This window comes from Streptomyces sp. NPDC101225 (genome assembly GCF_044767585.1).
Lineage (GTDB): Bacteria > Actinomycetota > Actinomycetes > Streptomycetales > Streptomycetaceae > Streptomyces.
Map to the genome: position 1 here is coordinate 124,035 of NZ_JBIWOE010000017.1, position 18,980 is coordinate 143,014.

Genomic DNA, 18,980 nt, shown 5'->3' on the forward strand with positions numbered 1-18,980 from the left:
ATCAGACGGTCTCGGGGAGTTCCTCGAGCCCCTCGGAGACCAGCTTCGCCAGCCGGTCGAGCGCCGCGTCGGCACCCTCGGCGTCGGAGGCGAGGACGATCTCCTCGCCCCCCTGGGCGCCGAGGCCCAGGACGGCCAGCATGGAGGCCGCGTTGACGGGGTTGCCGTCGGCCTTGGCGATCGTCACCGGGATACCTGCGGCCGTGGCGGCCCGGACGAAGATGGAAGCGGGGCGGGCGTGGAGGCCCTCGGCCCAGCCGACGTTGACGCGGCGCTCAGCCATGTGATGCTGCCCTTCGGTGTTCAGGGTTGTCTAGACCAGTTTCCCACAACGTGAAGCATGTGCGGAGCGGTCCTCCGCTCCGCCGGGGGTGGGCCGTCGGACCGCGGCCTCGGCCCGACGTGCGTCCTTGTTCTGTTCTCGGCGACTGCCGTCCTTCCCACAGACTGCCTCGCGCCGTTGTCGGACGCGAGCCGTACTCTGGGCCCCATGCAGACCTCGTCGGACCGGCATGAGTACCCCGCCCACTGGGAAGCCGACGTGGTGCTGCGCGACGGCGGCACCGCGCGCGTCCGCCCCATCACCGTTGATGACGCCGAGCGCCTGGTCAGCTTCTACGAGCAGGTCTCGGACGAGTCGAAGTACTACCGCTTCTTCGCGCCGTACCCTCGTCTGTCCGCCAAGGACGTCCACCGCTTCACGCACCACGACTTTGTGGACCGGGTGGGACTCGCGGCCACGGTCGGCGGCGAGTTCATCGCCACCGTACGCTACGACCGCATCGGCGCCGACGGAATGCCCGCGTCGGCACCGGCCGACGAGGCCGAGGTGGCCTTCCTCGTCCAGGACGCCCACCAGGGGCGCGGCGTCGCCTCCGCGCTCCTCGAACACGTCGCCGCGGTCGCCCGTGAGCGGGGCATCCGCCGCTTCACCGCCGAGGTGCTCCCGGCCAACGTCAAGATGATCAAGGTCTTCACCGACGCCGGCTACACCCAGAAGCGCAGCTTCGAGGACGGCGTCGTCCACCTGGAGTTCGGCATCGAGCCCACCGACCGGTCGCTCGCCGTGCAGCGCGCGCGGGAGCAGCGCGCCGAGGGCCGGTCCGTACGGCGGCTGCTCCTGCCCGGCTCCGTCGCCGTCGTCGGCGCCGGCCGCACGCCCGGAGGCGTGGGCCGCAGCATCCTCGACAACATCCGGGACGCCGGCTTCACCGGGGCGCTGTACGCCGTGAACAAGGCGCTGCCCGAAGAGCTCAAGGAGCTCGACGGGGTGCCCGCCCACCGCTCGGTGCGGGACATCGGGGGGCCCGTCGACCTCGCGGTGGTCGCCGTCCCCGCCGACCACGTGCCGGAGGTCGTCACCGAGTGCGGCGAACACGGCGTGCAGGGGCTGGTCGTCGTCTCCGCCGGATACGCCGAGAGCGGGCCCGAGGGGCGCGAGCGCCAGCGCGAACTCGTACGGCACGCGCGTACGTACGGCATGCGGATCGTCGGCCCGAACGCCTTCGGCATCATCAACACGTCGCCCGGGACGCGGCTGAACGCCTCCCTCGCCCCCGACATGCCCCGACCCGGCCGGATCGGGCTGTTCGCCCAGTCCGGGGCCATCGGCATCGCGCTGCTGTCCCGGCTGCAGCGCCGCGGCGGCGGAGTCACCGGGGTCACGGGCGTCTCGACCTTCGTGTCGTCCGGCAACCGCGCCGACGTGTCCGGCAACGACGTGCTCCAGTTCTGGTACGACGACCCGGACACCGACGTCGTCCTCATGTACCTGGAGTCCATCGGCAACCCGCGCAAGTTCACCCGCCTCGCCCGGCGGACCGCGGCCGCCAAGCCGCTGGTCGTGGTCCAGGGTGCCGGCTCCGCACCCCAGGGGCACGCCGTCCGGGCCACGCAGCTGCCGCACGCGACGGTCTCCGCACTGCTCAGACAGGCCGGGGTCATCCGGGTGGACACCATCACCGAGCTGGTCGACGCGGGCCTGCTGCTCGCACGCCAGCCGCTGCCGGCGGGACCGCGCGTGGCGATCCTCGGCAACTCCGAATCACTGGGCCTGCTCACCTACGACGCCTGCCTGTCCGAAGGGCTGCGGCCCCTGCGGCCGCTCGACCTGACCACGCAGGCGTCGGCGGGCGACTTCCACGCGGCGCTCGCGCGCGCCCTGGCGGACGACACGTGCGACGCCGTGGTGGTGACCGCGATCCCGGCGATCGGTGAGGGCTCGCCGGGGGACGCCGAGCTCGCGGAGGCGCTGCGCTCGGCGGCCGAACAGGTCCCGGGCAAGCCGGTGCTCGTGGTGCACGTGGAACTCGGCGGCCTCGCCGAGGCACTGTCGGCCGCGACGAGCACCGCGCCCGAGCCGCACGCCAAAGCCTCCGGAGCCCGCCGGCTCCGCCCCTCGCAGCAGCTGCCGCCACCGGTGCGCCCCCAGGAACCCGCCGCGCCCGACACCGGCCCCCGGCTCATCCCCGCCTACCCCGCGGCCGAGCGCGCGGTCCGCGCCCTGGCCGAGGCCGTGCACTACGCCCAGTGGCGGCGCGAGGCGGCCGAGCCCGGCAAGGTGCCCGAGTACGAGGACATCGACGAGAAGGGAGCGGCCCGGCTCGTCGACGGGATGCTCGCGCGCGGCCAGGGGCTCACGCTCGGCACCGAGGAGACCCACGAGCTGCTCGGCCGGTACGGCATCGCCGTGCGCAAGGCCGTCCCCGCCTTCACCCCGGACGACGCCGCCCGCGCCGCCGCGGACCTCGGTTACCCCGTCGCCCTCAAGGCCACCGCCCCGCACCTGCGCCACCGCGCCGACCTGGGCGGCGTACGGCTGGACCTCGCCGACGAAGAGCAACTGCGGCGGGCGTACGCCGAATTGACCGAGCTGTTCGGCAAGCCGGAGGAGCTTCGGCCCGTGGTGCAGCAGATGGCACCACGCGGCGTGGACACCGTCGTGCGGGCCGTCATCGACCCCGCGGCCGGGGCCGTCCTGTCCTTCGGGCTGGCCGGAGCCGCCTCCCAGCTGCTCGGCGACATGGCGCACCGGCTGGTCCCGGTCACCGACCGGGAGGCGACCTCGCTGATCCGCTCGATCCGGACGGCGCCGCTGCTGTTCGGCTGGCGCGGCTCGACACCGGTCGACACGCCTGCGCTGGAGGAGCTGCTGCTGCGGGTGTCCCGCCTGGTCGACGATCACCCGGAGGTCGTGGCGGTGACCCTGGAGCCCGTCGTGGTCGCGCCGCGTGGCCTGACCGTTCTCGGCGCCTCGGTCCGTCTCGCGCCGCCGCCCGCCCGGGGCGACCTCGGTCCGCGCACGCTCCCCCTCTACTGAGACGTGCACACGCGCACCGCATGACCGGTGCCTCGCAGTCGGCGCACCCCTTTAGGATGGACGTCATGGCCAAGACCAGTACGACGACCCAGGGGCTGCGTGCGGCGATCGAGCGCAGCGGCTACTACCCGGCCCTCGTGGCCGAGGCGGTGGAGGCCGCCGTGGGCGGCGAGCCCGTCCGGTCGTACCTGGTCCACCAGGAGACGACGTTCGACCAGAACGAGGTGCGGCGGCACGTGACCGTGCTCGTCCTCACCGGCAACCGCTTCATCGTCAGCCACACCGACGAGCAGGCGGCGGACGACACCTCCCCGACGCCGTACGCCACGACCTCGACGGAGTCGGTCAAGCTCGGCCGGATCTCGTCGGTCGTGGTCAGCCGCGTGGTCGCCAATCCGGAGCAGTACCAGCCGGGCACGCTGCCCCGCGAGGTCGTCCTCACCATCGGCTGGGGCGCCGTCTCCCGCATCGACCTCGAACCGGCCACCTGCGGCGACCCCAACTGCGAGGCGGACCACGGGTACACGGGCAACTCGACGGCGGACGACCTCAGCCTGCGCGTCAGCGAGGCCGGGGACGGCCCGGAGACGGTGCGCCAGGCGCTCGCCTTCGCCCAGTCCCTCTCCGAGGCGACCGCGGACACCAGCCGCTGATGGCCCACCCGTCTCCCCCCTCAGCCCATGATCGAGGGCGCTCCGTGCCCACACCTGCCGATTCCGCCTCCTGGGACGGTCACCCCGAACCCCTCGCCGTCGGTTCCGCGCCGCTGCCCGCATACGGCAGCGGTTCGCTCGCCGACCTGCTGCCCACGCTGGCCGCGGGCATGGGCGTACCGGACACGACGGCCGCGATCACCGAGCTGACGCCCGCCGACCGCAACTGCGTCTTCCTGATCGACGGTCTCGGCTGGGAGCAGCTGAGGGCGCACCCGGACGAGGCCCCCTTCATGACCTCGCTCCTCGGCAGCTCGCGCGGCGGCACCGGGCGCCCCCTGACCACCGGCTACCCGGCGACCACCGCGACCTCCCTGGCCTCCGTCGGCACCGGCCTGCCGCCCGGCGCGCACGGCCTGCCCGGCTACACCGCGCGCAACCCCAAGACCGGCGAGCTGATGAACCAGCTGCGCTGGCAGCCCTGGACCCCGCCGCGCGCCTGGCAGCCGTACCCCACCGTCTTCCAGCGGGCCCACGACGCGGGCGTGCACGCCGCCCAGGTGTCCTCGCCCACCTTCGAGACCACCCCGCTGACCAAGGTCGCACTCAGTGGCGGAACGTTCCACGGGCGGCTGTCCGGCGAGGAGCGCATGGACCTCGCCGCCGAGCAACTGGCGGCCGGCGACCGCTCCCTGGTCTACACGTACTACGCCGAGCTCGACGGCGCCGGCCACCGCTACGGCGTCGAGTCGGACACCTGGCGCGGCCAGCTCATGCACGTCGACCGGCTCGTCCAGCGCCTCGCCGAGCAACTGCCGGAGCGCACCGCGCTGTACGTCACCGCCGACCACGGCATGATCGACGTCCCCTTCGACGAGGAGCACCGCATCGACTTCGACGCGGACTGGGAACTGCGGGCCGGCGTCGCCCTGCTGGGCGGCGAGGGCAGGGCCCGGCACGTGTACGCGGTCCCCGGCGCTCAGCACGACGTCCTGACGGTCTGGCGCGAGGTGCTCGGCGAGCAGTTCTGGATCGCCTCGCGGGACGAGGCGATCGCGGCCGGCTGGTTCGGCCCCCAGGTCGACGAGCGGGTGTACGCGCGCATCGGCGACGTCGTCGCGGCCGCCCGTGACGACGTCCTGATCATCGCCTCCGAGCGGGAGCCGAAGGAGTCGGCGATGGTCGGCAACCACGGTTCGATGACCCCTGCCGAGCAGCTGATCCCCCTGCTCGAAGTACGCTCCTGAAGCCCGACCCCGATCCCGCACACCGAAAGGTGCTCAACTCGCCATGCCCGAGCTGGTCTTCTTCTCCGGAACCATGGACTGCGGGAAGTCGACGCTGGCTCTGCAGATCGAGCACAACCGCTCGGCGCGCGGCCTGGCGGGCATGATCTTCACACGCGACGACCGCGCGGGCGAGGGCAAGCTCTCCTCCCGGCTCGGCCTGGTCACGGACGCGGTGGAGGTCGAGGACGGGCAGGACCTGTACGCCTACCTCGTCGACCATCTCTCGCAGGGCGGCCGCGCGGACTACGTCATCGCGGACGAGGCGCAGTTCCTGGCGCCGGAGCAGATCGACCAACTCGCGCGCGTGGTCGACGACCTGGGCCTGGAGGTCTACGCCTTCGGCATCACGACGGACTTCCGCACCAAGCTCTTCCCCGGCTCCCAGCGCCTGATCGAGCTGGCCGACCGCGTCGAGGTCCTCCAGGTGGAGGCCCTGTGCTGGTGCGGAGCCCGCGCCACGCACAACGCCCGCACGATAGGCGGCGCCATGGTCGTCGAGGGCGCGCAGGTCGTCGTCGGAGACGTCAACCAGCCCGAGGACATCGGCTACGAGGTCCTGTGCCGGCGCCACCACCGCCGCCGGATGACGGCCGCGACGTCCGGGGCGGCGGCGCTGTCCCCGGACGTGCTGCCGGTGTCGCAGCTCTAGGTGTTCCGGCCGGGCAGGTCGGTGACGGCTTCGGCTCAGCTCGGGCTCTCGAGCAGGCAGAAGCGGGCGCCCTCGGGGTCGGCCACCGTGGCCTCCCGTCCGTGGGAGCCGTCCCTGGGCGGCGACAGCACGTGGCCGCCGAGATCCACCACGTGCTCCACCGCGCCGTCCGCGTCGGCGACCTCGAAGTACGTGATCCAGTGCGGGCCCCGGTCGCGGGGCAGGGCGTGGCCCACGCCGTGGATGCCGGCGACAGGGCGGCCCTCGACCTGCAGCGTCAGGTAGTCGAAGTCGGCGGAGACCACCGCCTCCTCCTCGTAGCCGAAGACCGTCTCGTAGAACTTGGCCACGCTCACCGACTCGAAGGTCACCAGCTCGTTCCAGGCGGGGGTGCCGGGCACGCCCGTGAGGCCGGTGCCCTGGTGCTCGGCCGCCTGCCAGATGCCGAAGACGGCGCCGGAGGGGTCCGAGCCGATCGCCAGCCGGCCGGCCTCGGCGGCGTCCAGCGGCCCCACGCCGATGGTGCCGCCGCACAGCCGCACCGTCTCGGCGGTCACGTCCACGTCGTCCGAGGCCAGGTAGGGCGTCCAGGCGACGGGCAGATGGCGGTCCGGCGGCAGCCGGCCGATGCCCGCCACCTCGGCCCCGTCGAGCAGCGCCCGCACGTACGGGCCGAGCTGCTGCGGGCCCGGCCTGAACTCCCAGCCGAACAGCGCGCCGTAGAACTCCTGGGTGGTGGTCAACCCGTGCACCATCAGGCTCACCCAGCAGGGCGTGCCGGGTGCGTGACGCGTGCGCGTCCCGCCGTCCGGGCCGGCCGGTCCCCGTGCCTCGGTCATCGTCGCTCTCTCCTCGACCCCTCGCGGTGGCCTCTTGGCCCCGCTCGCCGGATCTCCGTGCCGATGCTCGCACCACCGACGCCGGTGCGCGCTCCGGGCGCGCCGCCCGTCCCGGAGGATGCCCGGTGTGCGGTTTCCCATCCGTTTCCGTGCGATTGCCGACGAATGTCGATCAGCTGTACAGCATGTGCTCGAACCCGTACGCCTCGTGATCGAGGCTGCCCGGCCGAGCAGAGTAGCCGGACATGGACGATGCGGCCACCCCGTGCGCAAGGATGGTGGCCATGAACGCCATCATCTCCGCTTCCGAACTCGCGAGCGACCTGGCGGGGCAGCGCCCGCCCGTCCTGCTCGACGTCCGCTGGCAGCTCAGCGTGGCCAAGGCGGCCGGTGAGCCGGCCTTCGACGGGCGTGCCGAGTACGCGGCCGGGCACCTTCCCGGCGCCGTCCACGTCGACCTCGATGCCGAACTGGCCGCCGAGCCCGGCGAGAACGGCCGCCACCCGCTGCCGGACCTCGAGGTGTTCGGCGCCGCGATGCGCCGGGCGGGTGTGTCGGCCACGCGGCCGGTGGTCGTGTACGACGGCGGACAGGGCTGGGCCGCGGCCCGTGCGTGGTGGCTGCTGCGCTGGACGGGCCACCCGGACGTGCGGGTCCTCGACGGCGGGCTGCCGTCGTGGGAGGGCCCGCTGCAGACGTCCCTGCCCGCGCCCGCCGAGGGCGACTTCGAACCGGTGCCCGGCACCGAGGGACTGCTGGACGCCGACGGCGCCGCGGCGCTGGCCCGCACCGGCGTGCTGTTGGACGCGCGGGCGGGGGAGCGGTACCGCGGCGAGGTGGAGCCGATCGACCGGGTCGGCGGGCACATCCCGGGCGCGGTCTCGGCGCCCACCGGTGAGAACGTGGGCGCCGACGGGCGCTTCCTGCCCGCGGAGGAGCTGGCCGGGCGCTTCAAGGCCCTTGGCGCGGCGGACGGTTCACCGGTCGGCGTCTACTGCGGCTCGGGTGTCTCCGGGGCGCACGAGGTGCTCGCGCTGGCGGTCGCGGGCATCGACGCGGCGCTGTACGTGGGTTCCTGGTCGGAGTGGTCGTCGGACCCGTCACGGCCGGTGGCCGTGGGACCCGACCCGCGGTGACACCACGCGCCCGTACAGGCGAAGGGGCCACACCCGCCGGGTGCGGCCCCTTCGCCTGTACGGGCGGCTAGTCCTGCTTCTTGCGCCGCGTGCCGAACACGATCTCGTCCCAGCTGGGGACCGCCGCGCGGCGGCCGGGACGGACGCCGTCGGCCTCGGCCTGCCGGTCGGTGGCGCCGACGAGACGGTCCCGGTGGCTGCCGACGGAGCGCGGCATGAGGACGTCCGCATAGGCGGAACCGGCCGAGGCCGCGGGCGCCGGGGGCTCCTCCGCCTCGGGTTCGGCGGGGGGCTCCTCCGCGGGCGGCGCCGGCGGCGGGGTGTCCTGGGCCGGGCGCTCCGGCACCACCAGGTCGCCGCGGAAGCTCGGCACGGCCTCCAACAGGCTGGTCAGCGAGTCCCGTTCGCCCGTGCTCTCCTCGGCGGGCTCGGAGGCCTGCGCGGGCAGGCCCGGCCGATCCCGGTCGAGGGCGCGGTCCAGCGGACGGTCGCGCGGCAGCCGCGCGATGCGCGGCACGAACGGGAAGCTGGGCTCCGGGGCCGCGAGGTCCTCGGACTCGCCGATGAGCGAGCGCGCCTCGTCGTCGACGGCCTGTACGAGCCGCCGGGGCGGGTCGTACGTCCAGCTCGCCGAGTGCGGTTCGCCCGCCACCCGGTAGACCAGCAGGACCTCCCAGGTGCCGTCGTCGCGGCGCCACGAGTCCCACTGCACGGTGTCCTTCTCGGCACCGCGCAGCAACAGCCGCTCCTGGACGGCCTCGCCGAGCTGTGGACCGGCGTTCTCGCCGGGACGGCGGACGGGCGTCTTGCGGGCCCGCTCGGCCATGAAGGCGCGCTCCGCGAGCACCGGGCCCTCGAAGCGGCGGACGCGGTCGACGGGGATGCCGGCGAGCTGGGCCACCTCTTCGGCGGTCGCACCGGCGCGTATACGTGCCTGGATGTCGCGGGGGCGGAGATGGCTCTCCACCTCGATCTCGATCTGGCCGAGACGGGGCCGGTCGCCGCGCACCGCCGCGCGCAGGCGTTCGTCGATCGGAAGCGTGTACTCCGTTGAGTCGGCAGCCTTCAGCACCAGCCGTGTGCCGTCATTCGAGACGGCCACGACACGCAGTTCGGGCATGGGGACCTCCCGGGTGGTGCCTGCCGACGTCACGTGCGTCGCTGCTTCCGCTAGTCGAGTGTGGCCTGCCCGGGTGCAGCCTGCCACAACCTTGCCGAGTTGCCCGGCGTGTCGGGCACGGGCCCTGGACCGCCGTTATGGCACGGTTACCTATTCGCAACGCTAAGTGACCAACTCCGTCACCCTGTGCAACTAGCCCCCTCATGGCGGTCCTTGAAGGTCACGGACGCCCTGGCGGGAGACCGGACCCAGGGCTCGCAACAGTACTCCATTCGGGCCACGTGCGTGGATTGGCACGCCGCTCAACTTCTGGCAAGGGGCGGTGTCCGGCCGCCCGTTGAGCGCGCCCGGGGATCTTGGACGTGGCGTACTTCACGCAATCGCCGGAAACGGAACCAATGGCCACGGGCCCGGCCGGCTACCGGCCCAGCACCCGCCGCAGGTACGCGTTCTGGAAGCGCCGGTCCGGGTCGAGCCGGTCGCGCAGCGCGGTGAACTCGCCGAAGCGCGGATAGGCCGCGGAGAAGTACTCGGCGTCCCGCGTGTGCACCTTGCCCCAGTGCGGCCGGCCCTCGTGGGCGGTGAAGATGCGTTCGGCGGCGGTGAAGTAGGCCTGGTACGGCGTGCCCTTGAACATGTGGACGGCGATGTACGCGCTGTCGCGGTCCGAGGCCGTGGACAGCGTGATGTCGTCGGCCGGGGCGGTGCGCACCTCGACCGGGAAGCTGATGCGCAGACCGGAGCGCTCCACCATCGCCTTGATCTCGCGCAGCGTCGCGGTCAGGGCCTCGCGCGGGACGGCGTACTCCATCTCCACGAAGTGCACCCGGCGCGGGGAGGTGAAGACCTTGTACGGAATGTCGGTGTAACTGCGGGCGGACAGGGCCGTGCTGGAGATGCGGGCGATCGCCGGGACGGCCGCGGGCGCCGCGCGGCCGACCCACTGGGCCACCTGGAAGACGCCGTTGGAGAGGAACTCGTCCTCGAACCAGCCGGCGACCGGGGGCACCGGCTTCTCCGGACCGGCGCTGCGGTTGTTGCGCTTGGTGTTGGTGTTGCCGGTGTGCGGGAACCAGTAGAACTCGAAGTGCTCGTTCTCGGCCCAGAGTTCGTCGAACTCGGCGAGCACCCTGTCCAGCGGCATCGGCTCCTCGCGCGCGGTGAGCAGGAAGATCGGCTCCACGGCGAAGGTGATCGCGGTGACGATGCCGAGCGCGCCGAGGCCGATCCGGGCGGCCGCGAAGACGTCGGGGTGCTCCTTCTCGGAGCAGGTCAGCACCGAGCCGTCGGCGGTGACCAGTTCGAGTCCCCTGATCTGGGCGGCGATCGACGCCGACTCACGGCCCGTGCCGTGCGTGCCGGTGCTGGTGGCGCCGGAGACCGTCTGCTCCATGATGTCGCCCATGTTCGTGAGCGACAGGCCCTCGCGGGCCAGGGCCATGTTGAGTCTCTTGAGCGGGGTGCCCGCCTCGACCGTGACCGTCATGGCATCGCGATCGATCCTGCGGATGCCGGTCAACAGTTGAGGGCGGATCAACACACCGTCGGTGGCGGCGATGGACGTGAAGGAGTGCCCGCTGCCGACGGCCTTCACGGTCAGGCCGTCCTCCGCGGCCTTGCGCACCGCCGCGGACAGTTCCTCCACGGACGCCGGCGCGACCTCTCGCGCCGGACGGGCCGAGACGTTGCCGCCCCAGTTACGCCACGTGCCGTTCTTCGCGCTCGCTGTGCTGCTCAACGGTGCCTCCCCGTTGCGTAGCCGGCCTGCTCAGCCGGCGGTACCCCAGAAAACCGACCGCCACCGCGACGGCCCCGGACACCGCCGGAACCCCGTACCCGGCACGCGCGCCGGCCGCGTCGATGACCCAGCCGGCCACCGAGGAGCCGAGCGCGACGCCGACCGCGAGCCCGGTGCTCACCCAGGTCATGCCCTCGGTCAGGTGCGTGCGCGGTACGTGCTCTTCGATGAGGGACATCGTCGTGATCATCGTGGGAGCGATGGACAGGCCCGCAACGAACAGCGCCACGGCCAGAAGCGGCAAGTTTCCGACCAGTAGGAGGGGGATCATACTCACGCCCATCGCACACACGCCCAGCAGCCAGCGGCGGGCGGGCGCCCCGGCGAAGTGCAGCAGCCCGAACACGACCCCCGCCACGCAGGAGCCCGCCGCGTACAGCGCGAGCACGAGGCTCGCGGCGGCCTTGTGCCCGCGCTCGTCGGCGAAGGCCACCGTGACCACGTCGACGGCCCCGAAGATCGCCCCGGTCGCCGCGAAGGTGGCCACCAGCACCTGCAGACCGGGGGAGCGCAGGGCGCTGCCGCCGCCGCCGTGCCGCTCGCGCGGGTGCGGCGCGGGCTCCGTGGCGCGCTGCGCGGTCAGCCAGAGGACGCCGGCCGCCAGGAAGCACGCGGCGAGCAGCGGGCCGGCCTCCGGGAACCAGGCCGTGGACAGGCCGATCGAGATGATCGGCCCGAAGATGAAGCACACCTCGTCGACGACGGACTCGAAGGAGTACGCGGTGTGCAGCTTCGGGGTGCCCCGGTACAGGGCGGCCCAGCGGGCGCGGATCATCGCACCGAGGCTCGGCACCGAGCCGATGCCCGCGGCGCACACGAACAGCACCCAGTCCGGCCACGCGAGGTGCGCGGCGAGCAGCAGCCCGGCCGCCGCGCAGACCGCGACCAGGGTCGCGGGGCGCAGCACCCGGCGCTGTCCGTACTGGTCCACCAGCCGGGAGATCTGCGGTCCGATCGCCGCGGCCGCGAGCGCGATGGTGGCCGACAGGGCCCCGGCGAGCCCGTAGCGCCCGGTGAGCTGGGAGATCATCGTGACCACGCCGATGCCCATCATCGACAGCGGCATCCGGCCGAGGAGGCCCGCGGCGGAGAAGCCCTTGGTGCCGGGGGCGGCGAACAAGGCGCGGTAGGGGCTGGGCACGGGGTCTCCGGTGGGTACGGATCGGTAGCCGGACGGTACGGATCAGTAAGGTGCTACTGCGGCCGATACAGCTTACGAGTGAGGTCACCCTAATGCACCCCTGATTCCGCCGGTCGACACCTCCGGACCGGGGCCGGGCCCCCACCCGTCACCCCGCCGTTTCCCGGCCGTCGGTGCCGGGTGGGAGGATCGCTCCATGTCAGACGCGCTCGATGCCAGCCCCTACGACGCCCTTCTCCTGCTCTCGTTCGGCGGCCCGGAGGGCCCGGACGACGTGGTCCCGTTCCTGGAGAACGTGACGCGCGGGCGGGGCATCCCCAAGGAACGCCTGAAGGAAGTCGGGCAGCACTACTTCCTCTTCGGCGGGGTCAGCCCGATCAACGACCAGAACCGTGCCCTGCTGGACGCCCTGCGCAAGGACTTCGCGGAGCACGGCCTGGACCTGCCGGTCTACTGGGGCAACCGCAACTGGGCGCCCTACCTGACGGACACGCTGCGCGAGATGGCCGCCGACGGCCGCCGCCGCGTCCTGGTCCTGGCCACCAGTGCGTACGCCTCGTACTCCGGCTGCCGCCAGTACCGCGAGAACCTCGCCGACTCGCTGGCCGCCCTGCAGGCCGAGGGGCTGAAGCTCCCGAAGATCGACAAGCTCCGGCACTACTTCAACCACGAGGGCTTCGTGGGCCCGATGACCGACGGCGTGCTGCGGGCGCTGGCCGACCTGCCCGAGGACGTGCGCGCGGGCGCGCACATCGCGTTCTCGACGCACTCGATCCCGACCGCGTCGGCGGACACCTCCGGCCCGGTCGAGGCCCACGGCGAGGGCGGGGCGTACGTCGAACAGCACCTGGAGGTGGCGCGGCTGATCGCCGACGCCGTGCGCGAGCGCACCGGCGTCGCACATCCCTGGCAGCTCGTCTACCAGTCGCGCTCCGGCGCCCCGCACATCCCGTGGCTCGAGCCCGACATCTGCGACCACCTCCAGGAGCGGCACACGGCCGGCGTCCCGGCGGTCGTGGTCGCCCCCATCGGCTTCGTCTCCGACCACATGGAGGTCCTCTACGACCTCGACACGGAGGCCAGGGCCAAGGCCGAGGAGCTCGGGCTGCCGATGCGCCGCTCGGCCACGGTCGGCGACGACCCTCGCTTCGCCGCCGCGGTCCGCGGCCTCGTCCTGGAACGCGCCGCGGTGGAGCGCGGCGAGGAGGTCACGCCCTGCGCCCTGGGCACGCTCGGCGCGAGCCACAACCTCTGCCCGGCCGGCTGCTGCCCGGCCCGCGCACCCCGTCCGGCCGCCGCCGGCGCCGACAGCCCCTACGCATGAGGAGCGCCGTGACCGACCCCCTCCACCAGGACCTGCTCGCCCTCGCCCAGGAGGCCGCCCGCCGCGCCGGGGAACTGCTGCGGGACGGACGCCCGGCCCACCTCGCGGTCGCCGCGACCAAGTCGAGCCCGATCGACGTGGTCACCGAGATGGACATCGCGGCGGAGAAGCTGATCACCGACCTGATCTCCGAGCGCCGCCCGGACGACGGCTTCCTCGGCGAGGAGGGCGCCTCCAGCAAGGGCACGAGCGGCGTCCGCTGGGTGATCGACCCGCTCGACGGCACGGTCAACTACCTGTACGGCCTTCCCACTTGGGCCGTCTCCATCGCGGCCGAGCAGGACGGCGAGACCGTCGCCGGGGTGGTGGCGGCCCCGATGCGCGGTGAGACGTACCACGCGGTCCGCGGCGGCGGGGCCCGCGCCACCGGCGCCTGGGAGGGGGAGCGCGAGCTGGCCTGCCGTCCCGCGCCGCCCCTCGACCAGGCCCTGGTCTCGACGGGCTTCAACTACGTCACCGAGGTCCGCGTCCACCAGGCCGAGGTCGCCCGGCAGCTGATCCCCCTGCTGCGCGACATCCGGCGCAGCGGCTCGGCCGCGGTCGACCTGTGCGACGTGGCGTCCGGCCGCCTCGACGGCTTCTTCGAGCGGGGGCTCAACGCGTGGGACCTCGCGGCGGGCGACCTCATCGCGCGGGAAGCGGGCGCCCTGACCGGTGGGCGGCCCGGAGAGCGCCCCGGACGCGATCTCGCCATCGCCGGCACCCCGGGCGTCTTCGAGCCCCTCCAGCGGCTCCTGGAGGACTTCGGCGCCTGGCACGACTGACCGTGTGGACGCCGGGCGCACCCACGGCGAACAGCAGGTGAACACGGCTGTGGCACGACGACGGCGGGCCCCCGGCGCTGGATTCGCCGGGGGCCCGCCGTGCCGTACTGCCGAGCTGACCGGACGCTAGGCGCCGACCTCCACACCGTGTTCGGCGGCGAGACGGCGCAGGTCGTCGAGCTCGCCCTGCTCCACCTCCACGAGGAAGTCGTCGCCTTCGTCGCGAGCCCGCGTCAGGTCGGACTCGGTCGTCCTTATGCGCTGCAGAAGTCCTGCGGTGAAAGCGTCCATGCTGCGCCCCCTCGTCCTGGGTCGTGGGTCGATGGCACGGGGGTGTGCCGTTCGGAAGGGGCGATCACGTCTCCTGCGAGTGCCCGGCGCGGCCGTGCCGGGCGGCGACGGTGCCGAACACCCACGCCCACTCTGCGGTAAGCGGATTGCGCCGTGCCGCATGGTGCTGCGGCACTAGCAGAGCGTGATCGCGGGGTATGAACCGTCCTCCCCCCGCTCCCTTCCGTGGAAACCTCAACCCGACGAAGAAATCTTTGATTCCCGGGTCTCACACCTGTCCTTCATCCGGTGCTCATCCGCCGCCCACCCGTCTTACTGCCGACTTATGACCGAAAAGGGCAGGATGGAGGCACCAGCCCGAGACGGATCCCGCCCGCGTGTGCCGCCCGGCCGCGCGGGTGGACACAGGAAGGACTTGCGACGTGCGCGTACTCGTCGTCGAGGACGAGCAACTGCTCGCCGATGCGGTGGCCACCGGACTGCGCCGGGAGGCCATGGCCGTCGACGTCGTGTACGACGGTGCGGCCGCCCTGGAGCGCATCGGCGTCAACGACTACGACGTGGTCGTCCTCGACCGCGACCTCCCGCTCGTCCACGGCGACGACGTGTGCCGCAAGATCGTCGAGCTGGGCATGCCCACGCGCGTGCTGATGCTCACGGCCTCCGGCGACGTCAGCGACCGGGTCGAGGGCCTGGAGATCGGCGCCGACGACTATCTGCCCAAGCCCTTCGCGTTCAGCGAGCTGATCGCACGCGTGCGTGCCCTCGGCCGGCGCACCAGTGTGCCGCTGCCGCCGGTGCTGGAGCGTTCGGGCATCAAGCTCGACCCCAACCGCCGCGAGGTCTTCCGCGACGGCAAGGAGGTCCAGCTCGCGCCCAAGGAGTTCGCCGTCCTGGAGGTGCTGATGCGCTCCGAGGGCGCCGTCGTCTCCGCGGAGCAGCTCCTGGAGAAGGCCTGGGACGAGAACACCGACCCGTTCACGAACGTCGTGCGCGTGACCGTCATGACACTGCGCCGCAAGCTGGGCGAGCCCCCCGTCATCGTCACCGTGCCCGGCTCCGGCTACCGGATCTGATACGCAATGGCAGCAACACCCGCTCTCCCCACCGCGCCGCCCAAGCCCACCTGGGACCCCCGGAAACCCGAACCGCCGTTCCCGTGGCTGCGCCCGACCATCCGTATACGCCTCACGCTGCTGTACGGCGGCATGTTCCTGATCGCCGGCATCCTGCTGCTGTCGATCATCTATCTGCTGGCGGCCCAGGCCCTGCACGAGGGCAGTGGCCAGAGCTTCCGGCTGTCGGGCACGAACCTCGACATCAGCAGCTCCACCTGTCCCAAGCTCAGCCAGGCGACCAGCAACGACCAGTTCAACTCGATCCTCGCGTCGTGCGAGGCCGTCCAGCGCCAGCACGCCCTGGACGACCTCCTCAGCCGCTCGCTGCTGGCCCTGCTCGGCCTCGCCGTGATCGCCTTCGCCTTCGGCTACGCGATGGCGGGCCGCGTCCTGTCGCCGCTGGGCCGGATCCTGCGCACGGCGCGCGCGGTGGCCGGCTCGGACCTCTCCCGCCGGATCGAGCTGGACGGCCCGGACGACGAGATCAAGGAGCTGGCCGACACCTTCGACGACATGCTGGAGCGCCTCCAGCGTGCCTTCACCGCCCAGCAGCGCTTCGTCGGCAACGCCTCGCACGAGCTGCGCACGCCCCTCGCGATCAACCGCACGCTTCTCGAGGTCCACCTCTCCGACCCGAACGCGCCGGTGGAGCTCCAGCAGCTCGGCAAGACACTGCTGGCGACCAACGAGCGCAGCGAGCAGCTCGTCGAGGGGCTGCTGCTGCTCGCCCGCAGCGACAACCAGATCGTCGAGCGCAAGCCCGTGAACCTCGCCGAGGTCGCCGAGCAGGCCGTCGACCAGGTGCGCGCGGAGGCGGACGCCAAGGGCGTGGAGATGCGCGGCGAGCAGAAGCCCGCCGTCGTCCAGGGCAACGGCGTGCTGCTGGAGCGGATCGCCCTGAACCTCGTGCAGAACGCCGTGCGGTACAACGTGCCGAGTGACGAGGCGCAGCGCGAAGCGTTTCCGAACAAGGACGGTGGTGGGAGACGGGAGGGCGGCTGGGTCGAGGTCACCACCGACGTCCAGCACGGGCAGGCGGTGCTGGTCGTGACGAACACCGGACCCGTCGTGCCGGCGTACGAGATCGACAATCTCTTCGAGCCCTTCCGGCGGCTGCGCACCGAGCGCACCGGCAGCGACAAGGGCGTCGGACTGGGGCTGTCCATCGTCCGGTCGGTGGCCCGTGCGCACGGCGGCCACATCTCGGCACGGCCGCGCGAGGGGGGTGGTCTCGTGATGCGGGTGACTCTGCCGATCTGAGACCATGTCCCGGACACGCGGGGATGTTCGCTTTGCGCGGAATTTTCTGGCCGCCGAATGGCCCACCCCGTGTGTGATCGATCACATGGGCGATTTTCCGGCCATCTACTCTCCGTGATCATGATGACTTCCGGAAAGCCGGGAAAATCCGGGTTTTCGGGTCACCTGATCACGGGAAGTACAGGGTGAGATGCCTTTGAACAGCGGCATGGGGACCGTGTACGGTCCCGTTCGCCATCCAAGCCGATCACTCTTGAGGGGTCCGGTTGGGTGTCGATTGAGTAACAGACCTTGATGTGAGGCAAAATCTCCGCCTCGGGTCGGGCACAAGTCCGGCCTCTCACGCGTTACGTGCGCTGGAGACACCGCAGACACCCAGAGGGGGAGAGCGACATGGCAACGGATTACGACACTCCACGCAAGACCGACGACGACGTCGACTCGGACAGCCTTGAAGAGCTGAAGGCCCGGCGGAACGACAAGTCGACGTCCGCCGTCGACGTCGACGAGTTCGAGGCCGCGGAAGGCCTGGAGCTGCCCGGCGCGGACCTCTCCAACGAGGAGCTGGCCGTCCGGGTGCTGCCGAAGCAGCAGGACGAGTTCACCTGCATGAGCTGCTTCCTGGTGCACCACCGCAGCCAGCTGGCCCGGGAGAAGAACGGTCAGCCGATCTGCCGCGACTGCGACTGAGGCCGGGTCGGCCGTGACTGGCTCGACCCCACCTTGGAAGCGCCGCTTCCCGATGGCGGGAGCGGACGAAGGGCCGTACGGCGGCCCTGACGGCGCGCGTGACGACGAGCGGGGCCCCTCCGGTGAGACGCCCGGTGCGGACGGCTCCACAGGATCGGCCTCGCTCGAACCGGCGGCCGGCCGGGGTGACCTCCCGGCTCCGCCGACGAACCCCGCGCCCGTCGCGAAGCGGCGGGCCGCGGCGATCCGTGACAAGGCGCGCCAGGGCGTGCTCCGGAGCGGCAGCGCCGCGAGAGCCGGTCTGGCGTACGTCGCCGACCGGATCATCGACATCGCCCCGCGAGTTCCCGTACGGGATCTCGCCGCGCTCCGCAGACAGTTCCCGGGCCTCGGGCCCGAGCAGCTCGCGGACAAGCTCGTGGCGGGCGCGGCGGCCGCCACCTCCACCGTCGGAGCCGGCGTCGGAGCGGCGGCGATGCTGCCCGTACCGCCCGCGATGCCGACGGAGATCGCCGCCGAGATCACCGGCGTCGCCGCGATCGAGCTCAAGCTGATCGCCGAACTCCACGAGGTCTACGGGGTGCGCCCGCCCGGCAACCTCAAGCAGCGCAGCACCGCGTATCTGAACTCCTGGTCGGGGGAGCGCCGGATCGACGTGGCCAGGCCGGCGACCGTGACCTCCGCGCTCAACAGCCACGCCAAGCAGCAGCTGCGCCAGCAGATCATGAAGCGCACGGTGCGCGACCTGCCGAACCTGATGCCCTTCATGGTGGGCGCGGCGGTGGGCGCGGTCATGAACCGCCGTGACACCAAGAAGCTCGCCGGACGCATCCGCAGGGACCTGCGCAAGGTCCAGGTGCCCTGGGACGCGCTGCCCGCGCTGCCTCCCCTGGAGGCGCCCGCCGATCCGCTGGACCTCGACGACGAGGCCGCGGGCTGAGCCCTCCCGTCCCCCGGCGCCGCTACGCGGCCGCCTCCCGCGCCGCCTTCAGCGCCTGCGCGAGCCGTTCGGGCTCCCGCGTCGACAGGTACAGGTACGGCGTCGGGTCCTCGGGGTCGGTGACCTCCACCCGCAGGGCCCTCGGGATGTAGGCGCGCAGCAGCAGGAAGGCGCGGGTGTCGGCCTTGTACGTGCGCCAGGCGCGCGCCTCCTCCGGCTCCAGCACCTCCGCCTCGCCCAGGGCCGTGACCGGGATCTTCGCCTCGCCCGCGATCAGCGAGCCGCCCACCACGCGGATGCGGACCGAGCCGTACGAGCTCGCCACGACGGCCGCCGCCGCGGTGCCGCCGACCAGCCCGCCGAGCAACGGCAGGGTGCCGAACGGCAGCAGGATCAGGGCGAAGGAGACGCCCACCAGGAAGGAGATCAGCCACCACGAGCGGGGAGCCGTGAGGCGTTCTTCGTACGGGGCGGTGGAGAGCTGCATGGAGCCAGCTTGGCACGGTGTCCGGATCCACCGCGGATCAGGGGTGGCGGTGCCCGGCGCCGTCGAGCAGGGCGGTGGTGGGAGACGGGCGGGCGGGTAAGG

The 18,980-nt window shown here is 72.4% G+C and carries 18 protein-coding genes; 11 read left to right on the forward strand and 7 right to left on the reverse strand.

Annotated elements, in window-relative coordinates; genetic code table 11:
* Position 1: 1 nt before the first annotated feature.
* Positions 2-283, reverse strand: coding sequence for an HPr family phosphocarrier protein (locus ACIRPX_RS23795; RefSeq protein WP_016432192.1), 282 nt, complete (start codon positions 281-283; stop codon positions 2-4).
* Between the two features lie 207 nt (positions 284-490).
* On the opposite strand from ACIRPX_RS23795, the gene ACIRPX_RS23800 reads away from it, so the two are divergent.
* From ACIRPX_RS23800 to ACIRPX_RS23815, 4 genes are read left to right on the forward strand one after another with little or no spacing between them, the layout of a single operon-like run.
* Positions 491-3,319: a GNAT family N-acetyltransferase gene (locus tag ACIRPX_RS23800; RefSeq protein WP_404197972.1), complete on the forward strand. Its 2,829-nt coding sequence runs from the start codon at positions 491-493 to the stop codon at positions 3,317-3,319.
* 56 nt (positions 3,320-3,375) lie between these two features.
* On the forward strand, positions 3,376-3,972 hold the full coding sequence (locus tag ACIRPX_RS23805) for a DUF5998 family protein (protein ID WP_404198117.1): 597 nt from the start codon (positions 3,376-3,378) through the stop codon (positions 3,970-3,972).
* Positions 3,972-5,219: an alkaline phosphatase family protein gene (locus ACIRPX_RS23810; RefSeq protein ID WP_404197975.1), complete on the forward strand. Its 1,248-nt coding sequence runs from the start codon at positions 3,972-3,974 to the stop codon at positions 5,217-5,219. Before ACIRPX_RS23805 ends, ACIRPX_RS23810 begins: the two co-directional genes overlap by 1 nt.
* Before the next feature lie 43 nt (positions 5,220-5,262).
* Positions 5,263-5,910: a thymidine kinase gene (locus ACIRPX_RS23815; protein ID WP_404197977.1), complete on the forward strand. Its 648-nt coding sequence runs from the start codon at positions 5,263-5,265 to the stop codon at positions 5,908-5,910.
* Between the two features lie 35 nt (positions 5,911-5,945).
* Here the strand turns inward: ACIRPX_RS23815 and ACIRPX_RS23820 are convergent, their stop codons facing one another.
* A complete protein-coding gene (locus ACIRPX_RS23820) occupies positions 5,946-6,749 on the reverse strand; it encodes a VOC family protein (RefSeq protein WP_404197980.1) in 804 nt (267 codons plus the stop codon).
* A gap of 275 nt (positions 6,750-7,024) precedes the next feature.
* On the opposite strand from ACIRPX_RS23820, the gene ACIRPX_RS23825 reads away from it, so the two are divergent.
* Positions 7,025-7,885 (forward strand): sulfurtransferase, encoded by an 861-nt coding sequence (locus ACIRPX_RS23825; RefSeq protein WP_404197982.1) that lies wholly within the window; start codon positions 7,025-7,027, stop codon positions 7,883-7,885.
* A 67-nt stretch (positions 7,886-7,952) separates the two neighbouring features.
* Here ACIRPX_RS23825 and sepH read toward each other — a convergent pair whose 3' ends face one another.
* From sepH to ACIRPX_RS23840, 3 genes are all read right to left on the reverse strand, one after another.
* Entirely contained in the window at positions 7,953-9,005 is a 1,053-nt protein-coding gene (gene sepH / locus ACIRPX_RS23830; protein WP_404197985.1) for a septation protein SepH, read from the reverse strand.
* 418 nt (positions 9,006-9,423) lie between these two features.
* A complete protein-coding gene (locus ACIRPX_RS23835; protein WP_404197987.1) occupies positions 9,424-10,743 on the reverse strand; it encodes a D-arabinono-1,4-lactone oxidase in 1,320 nt (439 codons plus the stop codon).
* Positions 10,703-11,944, reverse strand: coding sequence for an MFS transporter (locus ACIRPX_RS23840; RefSeq protein WP_404197989.1), 1,242 nt, complete (start codon positions 11,942-11,944; stop codon positions 10,703-10,705). Before ACIRPX_RS23840 ends, ACIRPX_RS23835 begins: the two co-directional genes overlap by 41 nt.
* Before the next feature lie 196 nt (positions 11,945-12,140).
* Here ACIRPX_RS23840 and ACIRPX_RS23845 point away from each other — a divergent pair, with 196 nt between their 5' ends.
* Together ACIRPX_RS23845 and ACIRPX_RS23850 are read left to right on the forward strand one after the other, a co-directional pair.
* Complete coding sequence (locus ACIRPX_RS23845) at positions 12,141-13,268, forward strand: ferrochelatase (RefSeq protein WP_404197992.1); 1,128 nt, start codon at positions 12,141-12,143, stop codon at positions 13,266-13,268.
* 8 nt (positions 13,269-13,276) lie between these two features.
* Positions 13,277-14,092 carry an inositol monophosphatase family protein gene (locus ACIRPX_RS23850; protein ID WP_404197994.1) on the forward strand — a complete coding sequence of 272 codons (816 nt, stop codon included), beginning with the start codon at positions 13,277-13,279 and terminating at the stop codon, positions 14,090-14,092.
* Positions 14,093-14,218: 126 nt separating this feature from the next.
* Here ACIRPX_RS23850 and ACIRPX_RS23855 read toward each other — a convergent pair whose 3' ends face one another.
* Complete coding sequence (locus tag ACIRPX_RS23855) at positions 14,219-14,383, reverse strand: hypothetical protein (RefSeq protein WP_016432180.1); 165 nt, start codon at positions 14,381-14,383, stop codon at positions 14,219-14,221.
* Positions 14,384-14,805: 422 nt separating this feature from the next.
* Here ACIRPX_RS23855 and ACIRPX_RS23860 point away from each other — a divergent pair, with 422 nt between their 5' ends.
* The 4 genes from ACIRPX_RS23860 to ACIRPX_RS23875 all read left to right on the forward strand — a co-directional run bounded on the left by ACIRPX_RS23860 (position 14,806) and on the right by ACIRPX_RS23875 (position 18,391).
* On the forward strand, positions 14,806-15,459 hold the full coding sequence (locus ACIRPX_RS23860; RefSeq protein WP_016432179.1) for a response regulator transcription factor: 654 nt from the start codon (positions 14,806-14,808) through the stop codon (positions 15,457-15,459).
* A gap of 6 nt (positions 15,460-15,465) precedes the next feature.
* On the forward strand, positions 15,466-16,761 hold the full coding sequence (locus tag ACIRPX_RS23865; RefSeq protein WP_404197999.1) for a sensor histidine kinase: 1,296 nt from the start codon (positions 15,466-15,468) through the stop codon (positions 16,759-16,761).
* A gap of 393 nt (positions 16,762-17,154) precedes the next feature.
* Complete coding sequence (locus ACIRPX_RS23870; protein WP_005481602.1) at positions 17,155-17,451, forward strand: DUF4193 domain-containing protein; 297 nt, start codon at positions 17,155-17,157, stop codon at positions 17,449-17,451.
* Between the two features lie 13 nt (positions 17,452-17,464).
* A complete protein-coding gene (locus tag ACIRPX_RS23875) occupies positions 17,465-18,391 on the forward strand; it encodes a hypothetical protein (protein ID WP_404198002.1) in 927 nt (308 codons plus the stop codon).
* A gap of 22 nt (positions 18,392-18,413) precedes the next feature.
* On the opposite strand, the gene ACIRPX_RS23880 is transcribed toward ACIRPX_RS23875, so the two are convergent.
* Positions 18,414-18,878, reverse strand: a complete 465-nt coding sequence (locus tag ACIRPX_RS23880; protein ID WP_404198005.1) for a DUF3093 domain-containing protein — start codon at positions 18,876-18,878, stop codon at positions 18,414-18,416.
* Positions 18,879-18,980: the final 102 nt, after the last annotated feature.